Source organism: Pseudomonas caspiana (assembly GCF_002158995.1).
GTDB lineage: Bacteria > Pseudomonadota > Gammaproteobacteria > Pseudomonadales > Pseudomonadaceae > Aquipseudomonas > Aquipseudomonas caspiana.
Map to the genome: position 1 here is coordinate 86,512 of NZ_LOHF01000026.1, position 8,757 is coordinate 95,268.

7 protein-coding genes are annotated in these 8,757 nt (G+C 55.1%); 1 reads left to right on the forward strand and 6 read right to left on the reverse strand.

Features of this window, described 5'->3' with window-relative positions; all coding sequences use genetic code 11:
* Positions 1-7: 7 nt before the first annotated feature.
* Positions 8-772 (reverse strand): SDR family oxidoreductase, encoded by a 765-nt coding sequence (locus AUC60_RS23565; protein WP_087273387.1) that lies wholly within the window; start codon positions 770-772, stop codon positions 8-10.
* 315 nt (positions 773-1,087) lie between these two features.
* Between AUC60_RS23565 and AUC60_RS23570 the strand changes: the two genes are divergently transcribed.
* A complete protein-coding gene (locus AUC60_RS23570; protein WP_087273389.1) occupies positions 1,088-1,429 on the forward strand; it encodes an FKBP-type peptidyl-prolyl cis-trans isomerase in 342 nt (113 codons plus the stop codon).
* Between the two features lie 75 nt (positions 1,430-1,504).
* Here the strand turns inward: AUC60_RS23570 and AUC60_RS23575 are convergent, their stop codons facing one another.
* The 5 genes from AUC60_RS23575 to AUC60_RS27900 all read right to left on the reverse strand — a co-directional run.
* Positions 1,505-2,581, reverse strand: a complete 1,077-nt coding sequence (locus AUC60_RS23575; protein WP_238599631.1) for a hypothetical protein — start codon at positions 2,579-2,581, stop codon at positions 1,505-1,507.
* Positions 2,578-3,648 carry a hypothetical protein gene (locus tag AUC60_RS23580; RefSeq protein WP_238599632.1) on the reverse strand — a complete coding sequence of 357 codons (1,071 nt, stop codon included), beginning with the start codon at positions 3,646-3,648 and terminating at the stop codon, positions 2,578-2,580. The genes AUC60_RS23575 and AUC60_RS23580 overlap by 4 nt, the downstream gene beginning before the upstream one ends.
* Positions 3,645-7,364, reverse strand: a complete 3,720-nt coding sequence (locus AUC60_RS23585; protein WP_087273391.1) for a toxin VasX — start codon at positions 7,362-7,364, stop codon at positions 3,645-3,647. The genes AUC60_RS23580 and AUC60_RS23585 overlap by 4 nt, the downstream gene beginning before the upstream one ends.
* A gap of 1 nt (position 7,365) precedes the next feature.
* A complete protein-coding gene (locus tag AUC60_RS23590; RefSeq protein ID WP_158099151.1) occupies positions 7,366-8,148 on the reverse strand; it encodes a DUF4123 domain-containing protein in 783 nt (260 codons plus the stop codon).
* The coding region (locus AUC60_RS27900; protein ID WP_420800758.1) for a bacteriophage T4 gp5 trimerisation domain-containing protein at positions 8,148-8,757 on the reverse strand (610 nt) is incomplete at its 5' end. The genes AUC60_RS27900 and AUC60_RS23590, both read right to left, overlap by 1 nt.

Consider the following 8,757-nt stretch of genomic DNA (forward strand, 5'->3'; position numbering starts at 1 on the left):
CTGTGACCTAGCCGCGACCAACGAACGGCATGTTAGTGGCCATAACGGTCATGTTCAGCACGTTGGTCGACAGCGGCAAGCCCGCCATGTAACGCACCGCGTCGGCAACTTCCTTGACGTCCATCATCGGCTCCACGGCGGTCTGCCCGTTGGCCTGTCGTACGCCGGTGGTCATGCGTGCCGCGAGTTCGGTCAAGGCATTACCGATGTCGATCTGACCGCAGGCAATGTTGTATTCACGCCCGTCCAGTGCAAACGTTTTGGTCAACCCGAGCACAGCGTGTTTGCTCGCTGTATAAGGCGAGCTGAATGGACGTGGCGTGTGGGCGGAAATCGAGCCGTTGTTGATGATCCGGCCACCCTGCGGCACCTGCCTGCGCATCAGCCCGAACGCGGCGCGGGCGCAAAGAAAGACCCCAGTCACGTTGGTGTTGATCACGTTCAGCCACTTGTCGACGTCAAGCTCATCCACCGGCACGGCCGGAGCACCCACACCGGCGTTGTTGAACAACACGTCCAGGCGGCCATAAGCCTCTTCAATCTTCGTAAACAGCGCATCGACGCTCGCTGGATCACGCACGTCAGTGGACACTGCGATGGCCTTGCCACCCGCCTCGCTAATAACCGCCGCCAATTCGTCGAGCGGCTCCTGACGACGCCCCGCCAGCACCAGGCTGTAGCCATCCTTCAGGAAACCCAACGCAACAGCACGACCAATGCCGCTGCCTGCGCCCGTGACAAGTGCGACCTTTGAAGCGTTGGTGCTGGTCATTCTGGTGCTCCTCCTGATTTTAAAAGTGCGGATAGCACAAGAGATTACCCGGCCCTGCTGACTCCGCGCCATCAAGTTGCAAACACATGATCTGTAGGAGCTGCCGAAGGCTGCGATCGCGGTGTGTCAGACTGAATGCCTCGCAGCCTTCGGCAGCTCCTACAGATAATGCATTACATGCAGTAGTTTGCATGTTGAGTGTAGGAGCGCTTTAGCGGGGGTGGCATTCAATGCCGATTAACTCATCAAACCCTTGCACCACTGACGCGTTCCTGAGAAAAAGCCGTCCTTGTCGCTTTATTAGAGAGAAACACCATGAACAACGAATTGCTGATCACAGACATCCGCACCGGTGACGGCAAGGAAGTCGTCAAAGGCGCGCTGATCACCACCCAATACACCGGCAAACTGGAAGACGGCACCGTGTTCGACTCCTCCCATGAACGCGGCAAGCCTTTCCAGTGCGTGATCGGCACCGGGCGCGTTATCAAAGGTTGGGATCAAGGCTTGATGGGCATGAAAGTCGGCGGCATCCGCACCCTGTTCGTGCCTGCGCATCTGGCGTACGGCGATCGGCAAATGGGCGCGCATATCAAACCGGGGTCTGATTTGTATTTTGAGATTGAATTGCTGGAGGTTTTGACTCGGGATGATTGAGAGATCAATAGCGGAGCAGTGAAGGCAAGGCACGCGCTCGATAAGTTATTTCACTGCAACTCGAGGTCGCCGGCTTCAATCCACATACCTCACATACTGCGCCATCAAATTTGGGCGTCGAAAAGTGTCGATGTCATCAATGCTGTCCAGCAAATGGTCCAGATGCTGTTTGTACGTCGCGTCGTCCATATCGATCCAGAAGCGCGGCGGCCGGCCGGTTTGCTGGTCGTAGGCGGAGGTGGTGGGATCGAGGTGGCGAAACTCCTCGTAACGCGGCAACTCCGGCAGCGGACCACTGGTGTCCATGTAGTTCTGAATGAAATCCCATAGCGCGCAGGGCATTTGCCAGCGGTTATCCAGGTTTACCAAGGCGGAGAAGTCGATCACGATGTCGCGGTAACGATGGGCGAGAAACAGCACATGGTTCTGCCGCTCTGCCACGGAAACGATGTAAGCATCGAACTCATAAAATGGGGCCGTCAGTTCGCCGATAGTGCCGTTCTTTTTGTATTCGCCGTTATTTTTGTAATCGAACAGGGTGACAAGACCGGTACGACGATTCAGTTCCCAGATGGGGCCTCGAGAGGGCTTAACCCAGAGTCTGGGGAATTTGTGGATGACGAGGGATCCTATGGCCCAGCAGAGAAGAGGAATTCCCAAAAGCCATGAGAATAAATATCCGACCATGTCTGTCGCTACTTCAATCCAGGGGTCACTCAAGTAAAAAGCTGCAGTTCCTAAGGTCATCAGCGCAGGAATAATGCCGACTAGGAAAAAACCTTTGCCGAATATCAAAATATACAACCAAAACTGCGATCTGGTGGACCAAAGTGAAAACCTGAATCGCTGATGATCATGTCGATCATGAAAGTCCACGTGCTCATAAGGAGCTGGCACATAGATGCCTGCCGCCTTTTTATCCTCTCGTTCTTTGCGCATCTGTTCCTGAAACCGCAATTTATCCGGTGCTCTCTCCCGCAAAAAGTCATCGGGAGCAATGTCTAGCGTGTACCCCCATGGCAAGCGGCGTTTGCCGATGCGTTTTAACCAGGAGCGCTCTGCTGAAGGCAGTTGATCGGGGATCTTGTCCGGGCGGTATGCTGTCAGGGCGTAGTAAGGTATTTCACTACAGCTAGTCGTTATCGGTTTCAATCCACATACCGAACATACTGCGCCATCAGGTTTGGCCGCTGAAAAGTGTCGATGTCATCAATGCTGTCCAGCAAATGGTCCAGATGCTGTTTATACGTTGCGTCATCCATATCGATCCATAAACGCGGCGGACGCCCGGTTTGCTGGTCGTAGGCGGCGGTCGTGGGATCGAGGTGGCGGAACTCTTCGTAACGCGGCAACTCCGGCAGCGGACCACTGGTGTCCATGTAGTTCTGCAGAAAATCCCACAGCGCGCAGGGCATTTGCCAGCGGTTATCCAGGTTTACCAGGGCGGAGAAGTCGATCACGATGTCGCGGTAACGATGTGCGAGAAACAGTACGTGGTTCATCGAGCCCTGCCGCTCTGCCACGGAAACGATGTAAGCATCGAACTCATAAAATGGGGCCGTCAGTTCGCCGATAGTGCCGTTCTTTTTGTATTCGCCGTTATTGTTGTAGTCGAATACCGTTACGAGACCGGTGCGACGATTCAACTCCCAGATGGGTCCACGTGAGGGTTTAACCCAGAGCTTTGGAAATTTGTGGATGACGAGAGACCCTATGGCCCAGCAAAATAGAGGTACTCCTAGAAACCAAGAGAAAAAGCCTTTCATCAAATCGAATGTAACAACTATCCATGGTTCTGGATCTAGATATCCTACTGAAATGAGAGCAAACAGTGATGGCACAATCCCAACCAGAAACAACCCTTTACCAAACATCAAAAGATATAGCCAAAACTGCGATTTTTTAGACCACAACGAAAACCTGAACCGCTGATGATCATGTCGATCATGAAAGTCTACGTGCTCGTATGGGGCGGGCACATAGGCTCCTACGGCTTTCTTGACTCCTCGCTCTTTATCCATCTGTTCGCGGAATCGCAAGTTACTAGGCGAACGCTTGCGTATGAAATTATCAGGGGCAATATCCAGCGTCTCTCCCCATGGCAAGCGTCGTTTACCAAAGCGTTTCAACCAGGATCGCCCTTCCGAAGGCAATTGATCGGGGATCTTGTCCGAGCGATAGGCTGTCGGGGCGTAGTAGGAAGTCTGATCTGTCATCATTGTTCAGTCTTCGCTCTGTGTTCGGTTTCATCCGCCCAGAACAGACGCGCGGTATTTTCAAAGTCAGGCCGTGTGTAAGGCGGGCCGAAAGGTGTCGGGTCTTTGGGCGGTGGTGCTGGGAAGACCCAGGTATGTGGCCCATCATTAACCGAGAACTGCGCCCGAACGCGCCAGACGTGATAGAGGGCGGGAAGGTTCGCCTGCGGCTCTGCCGGGTAGGAGTTGGGAGTACTAACGAAAATCTCTAGAGCATCCGGCCATAGGCGATGACACGTAGGCTGAGTGACAGAGTATGAACTGTTCTGGACAGTGTGCCCGCCATAACCATCGTAAAAGCTCTCGACTCGCTCTAGGGCGCAAAAAGCCGCGATTCCCGGTTGACCTAACCCATTCATGAGACCAGAAAGATTGCTTTCAATGCGGATCCGAGTATTAGCGCTGCGCACCTCAAACGGTACCGAATCCCGGAAATCAAGTTTGGCGTTGGGCTTGAAGTCAGGGTTACGGTCGATGCTGATTCGGATGTTGGCCAGCAGGCTGACCAGATAATGAAAGGCCCTCTGTGGATCACTCAGGTGCTCGGCTATGTTGTGTGGATCCGTGCCAAATGGACCTTTTTTTAGCCAGTCCTTGAGGGAACTACTGCTGAGCAAGTAGACCACCAAAACGCCAACAACAATTAGAAAAAGGCTAATCCATCCCGCTGGCGACAGACCGAGAAATAAACTGCTTCCGACGATAAAGTTACTCGCCGTACCAACAAAACCACCCGTTGCCATGAGCAGATAGCCGATATAACCATTGTCGTCCCATTGGTAGGAATACCAGGCTTCATGGAGGCTAATGCCAGAAAAAATAAGCCCGGCACCGATCTGCGCAAATAGACGAGCACTGAACTCTTTGACGAGGTATTCACTTAACGGCCCCAGAAGCCGCTCGGCCGACGCTTCAGAAATGGTAAGCAACGTCTTACGTCCTGCTGCCAAGACAGATTTGCTACCCGATAGCCTCACTGTCAGTGCCTCCATAGCAATGATGAGATCAAATCCTGCGCCAACGATTCCAGCGGCCGCCCTGTACTTGCCTTTTTCTCGGCTAGTTTGTGAATAAGCCTCCAACTCATTCCTCAAATTCCAAAGCTCCAGCGCCACCACGGCCCCCGCAAACGGAACCGAATTCAACACTTTGAAAAACCCGTTACTGCGTAGCCCATTGAGCTGCTTCGCCGCCTTCTCTATCGCGCTAGCCCTTTCCGCCGTATCCGCTGCGCTATCCATCAACTCTTTCTGCCACGCCTCATTGAAACGCTGATTCGCGCCACGCACCGATATTGCGGTGGGATGTTGCCCTGGCATGCCAAGCACCTTTCGGTCAGGCGAGAGTATTACGGGCTGCTCGGCGTAGCCGTGTCGCTCAGCTGGACTTTTCATGACCCCGTTTTGATTGCGATATACCCCATACGTCTGGGCAGAACGGTTGGGCTGCTCGGGCAAGTCGTCCAGACCGAAAACGTAGTATTCCTTGTGATGGGCCTCGGCACGGGCAAGGAAATGCAGGTCGCCAAAGGTGTCAGGCAGCATGCTGCGCAGCTGTGCAACGCCCCGCCGTTGTATCGCAGTACTTGCACGCCAAGGTGTGGAAGATTGCCGGGTACCTGCCTGCTTCGCTTTATGTAAAGCCTGCTCGGCAGCTTCGACAGCGCCTTGCAGGTTTTCATGGACAGCAATGAGTGCCCCAGCGGCACCTTTAGCAGCTGTCGTGAGCGTGGAATTGAGATTGCCGCTTTTAAGCAACGTCGCCAGGAACAGGCTGTTGATATCGCCGGGGCTTGTAGGTGGAAAAAAGTTGCTCCGCCCGATTATCGCTAGTTCAGTGGCGCGAAACTGTCCGTCGCCCTGATTGACTTCAGGGGTACTGGGCGGCTGATAAGGAGCGTTGAGGTCCTGCTGCTCGACATCCGGCCAAAGCATCCGGTGCAGCGGATGCTCTGGATCGTTGACGACTTTAGCGAGCCAGCGCTGACCGGCGCTCTCTTTCGGACTGTAAAGACTGAGCAGGGTTACGGCATCAGTAATGTCGCCACTGACCGCCAATGGATCGTAAGCCGCTGGGCGCAACGCCAGCGTGACGAACATCTGGCTGATGAAGTACAGAGAAGCCGCGTATTTGAACCCGTCCTGGCTCGCGTAATCAGCAAGGCTCTGCTCGGTATGCGGCTGTTGCAGGCACTCACAGAGCAGCGACTGGCTCATTTCCAGGCTGCGCCACACCTGGGTGCGCTCGCCGGTAGCGGTAAAGCGATTGATGTCCAGCCGCCCTTGCTCTTTGAGATGCTCCAGTTGTTGATGCATCGGGTTTTTCAGGCCGCCAATGGACACGGGCACGATCAACTGCTGTACCAGCAGCGCGCTGCCGTGATGACCGTACTGTTGCGCCCGAGCGCCACACAACTCCAGTAACTGCTGTTGCTCCTGAATACGGGTGTTCAAATGCCGCATTCGGTAATGCGCGTCTTCAAGCATTACGCCGTAGAGGTGTCGGGTACGAGCATTCGATAGGACGTCCTCGGCGGGCGGATGAGGCTCCCATAATCCGCTGTTGTGTTCGGCCTCCGGCTCAACGATTTGCTCCAGACGCTGCGCCCAGGCTCCTGTTTCGAGGCGTTGCTGACGATAGGCGGCCTTCCCGTCTTCACACGCTTGAACGTGCTGCCGCGCAGCCTTGAAAGCAGTAGCCAGAAACTGCCCACTCAGGTCACACAAATACTGGGCGGGCTGATCGAGCATCCATTCCAAACCAATCTGCCGCCCGCGTTGCGGCGCTGGAACCGACACCGGGAAAGCATGCTGCCTGAGGTTCAACCAGGTGGTATGAGCAGCACTCGTTTCAGACTGGCTGATGACGTCAAACGCATCGAAGGCGCTGAACGCTTCAAGCATGGCCATACCATCGGGCTTGTCCTGAAAGCGACGGTTGGAGGCATCTTGCGCCACCCTGAGGTCGGGTCGTTGGCAGCGTTGTTTACGCAGTGCCGGATCCTGCTCGAGACGTTTGAGTCGCGCATGGTTGAGCTGCACTTCGCTAAAGCATAATTCGGCTTCAACGCGCTTATTGTTCCAGTTGGCGGGCAACCAGATGTCGTCCAGTCCCTTGCCCGTGGCTAGCCGGGCATCATCGGCGTATTCGCCCTCAATGCGGAACCTGTCCAGATCGATGTCGTGATAGGTGGTGCCTTCGTCCGTGACATGAACTTCCAGTTCGCGCCATAGGCGATTACCGAGGAACACATAAATATAACCGGCACGGCATAGCACCGGCGTACCGTGGTCATGGGCACTGTTGGTTCCGGGCAGCGCCACGAATGGCAATATCGGGACGATCTGGTTGTGCTGCTGATCCAGTTGCCGGACTGTGATGCCGACGTCAGGCAGCGGTAACAGAATCGGTGGGCCGCACTCTGAGTCAACCTCAAGCATCATCCGATGTCGGGGTTCACCGCTCCAGTCCCAGACATGCAACATGCTCGGCGCACACATGAACGCCGTAATGGTTTCCGGACAGTCCTGAGCGGTCAGCGCATCCAGTCGTTTGTCGCTGTCGCGCTCATAAAAAGCCAGGCGCTGGCTCGCAGGATGATCATTACCAACCACCTGAACGATGAGTTTGTTGATTTCACAGCAAGGGCCACGGCTCAGATCGCCGACGTTGTGCGACATCTCAGTTTTCCTGTCCGGTGGTGTTTTGTTGCAAGTGGTGCAGCAGATAGGCAAAACGAATTTCGTCGGAGCCCTTAGGCAACTCTTGCGGCACATCAGCCGCTGGATAGTCCCGACGCACGTTCAGGTAATGCTCAAGCGAGTCAGCCTTTGTAAATCCGTAGCCCAGCCCTTCATGCAGCCACCGCTGGCCTGGCGAATAACAAAGATCACTTTGTTTGAGCCACCATCGGTACAGGAAGTGATCCTGCTGATGGCGCCGAAGGGCCTGCTGTTGATGGCTGTCGAGTGCGGATTCAAACGCCAAGGGTTTCCAGCTTTGCGCCTCCAGGTTCTCAATATTCCGCCAGGAATAGGTGTTCGAGGCTCGGTCTGCCCACTTCCCGCCGTACCAACTCAGGCGGCTGATCGGCCCAAGCCAGTAGTTGAGTGAGTCGGGCTGACAAGCCGGGAAAAAATAGCTGGCAGTGACGGGATTGGAGTACCGCAAAACGCCTCTGCCCAAGTCATCAAAGCGGACCAGCAGAATGTGACGCAGATGTGCCAGCACCACCGATGTCGAGTGATGACTCTGGATGATCAAACCTGGCCAGTCTTCAGGTACTTGCTGTACGGCTTTGAACAAGTCCGAGGTTTTATCGGTCGTTACCAGAATCGGGCTTTGCTCGGTATAAGCGGCTAATTCAGTGGTGTCGAAAAGCATTGAGAGCTGGGGAGCTCCGACCCGTCGGTACAGCTGCGGCAGAACTGACTTTGTACGTTCAAGCAGTATCCAGGTATTCATTACTGCCCACCTTCGCGTAGTTTTCTTGCACAAGGGCAATGCGCCAACGGGCATTCCATCGGCGTTTTACCTTCAGGCTTCTGGCACAGCTCGACAATCGGGGTGTCACCCACCAGTAGCTCGGGGAGCGCCAGACTTGAGTGATCTGCAGCAGACTTGGGCGCAGTGATTGCCGTTTGCTTGTCCAGCGACATCGGCAGTGAAGGTGTCGACGGCATCCCCGGCACCGGAATCCCACCCAGCAGAATCGGTACGCTGGTAAAAATCCCCGCCGGAGTGATCGATATCCAGTGACCACCTGCCTTGATCGTCGTACTCAACGTGGCGTCGACAATCATGTTTTGCCCGGCCGACAGGTGGATTTCCTGCGTGGCGCTGACCAGATGATTCGCAGCACTAATGTGTTGGTTGCCCACCACCGTCAACGAGTCATCGGCCAGCACCTGGGTTTTACGGGCACCGTGCGTAAGGTGGTGTTCTTCGCCGTGTAGCTCGTGGCTGGACAGCCCGGTGACCTTGACCTTGCGCTGGTTATCCACCTGAATCGACTGATCATTAAGTACATGCTCGGACCAGTTGCGTTGAGCGCGGATGGAAATGGACTCGGCG

Coding starts and splice junctions, on each gene's coding strand:
- AUC60_RS23565 (WP_087273387.1), bottom strand. CDS start 772: ATGACCAGCACCAACGCTTCAAAGGTCGCACTTGTCACGGGCGCAGGC.
- AUC60_RS23570 (WP_087273389.1), top strand. CDS start 1,088: ATGAACAACGAATTGCTGATCACAGACATCCGCACCGGTGACGGCAAG.
- AUC60_RS23585 (WP_087273391.1), bottom strand. CDS start 7,364: ATGTCGCACAACGTCGGCGATCTGAGCCGTGGCCCTTGCTGTGAAATC.
- AUC60_RS23590 (WP_158099151.1), bottom strand. CDS start 8,148: ATGAATACCTGGATACTGCTTGAACGTACAAAGTCAGTTCTGCCGCAG.
- AUC60_RS23580 (WP_238599632.1), bottom strand. CDS start 3,648: ATGATGACAGATCAGACTTCCTACTACGCCCCGACAGCCTATCGCTCG.